The following is a 354-nucleotide window of genomic DNA, read 5'->3' on the forward strand; positions in this document are numbered from 1 at the left end:
CATCTTTGCTGGCAAGCAGCTCGAGGATGGCCGCACCCTTGCTGACTACAACATCCAGAAGGAGTCCACCCTCCACCTGGTGCTCAGGCTCCGTGGTGGCATGCAGATATTTGTGAAGACTCTGACTGGGAAGACTATCACACTTGAGGTTGAGAGCTCAGACACCATTGATAATGTGAAAGCAAAGATTCAGGACAAGGAAGGCATCCCCCCAGACCAGCAGAGGCTTATATTTGCTGGAAAGCAGCTGGAGGATGGCCGCACACTGGCCGACTACAATATTCAAAAGGAGTCTACCCTTCATCTGGTGCTTCGTCTGCGTGGAGGGATGCAAATCTTTGTAAAGACATTGAC

General features: G+C 51.1%; 1 protein-coding gene. It reads left to right on the forward strand.

The window, feature by feature from the left end:
* Positions 1–354: polyubiquitin (locus QWJ41_RS22445; RefSeq protein ID WP_302710400.1), on the forward strand; the 354-nt coding region annotated here is incomplete at both ends.

The organism is Nocardioides cremeus, assembly GCF_030518195.1.
GTDB classification, from domain to species: domain Bacteria; phylum Actinomycetota; class Actinomycetes; order Propionibacteriales; family Nocardioidaceae; genus Nocardioides; species Nocardioides cremeus.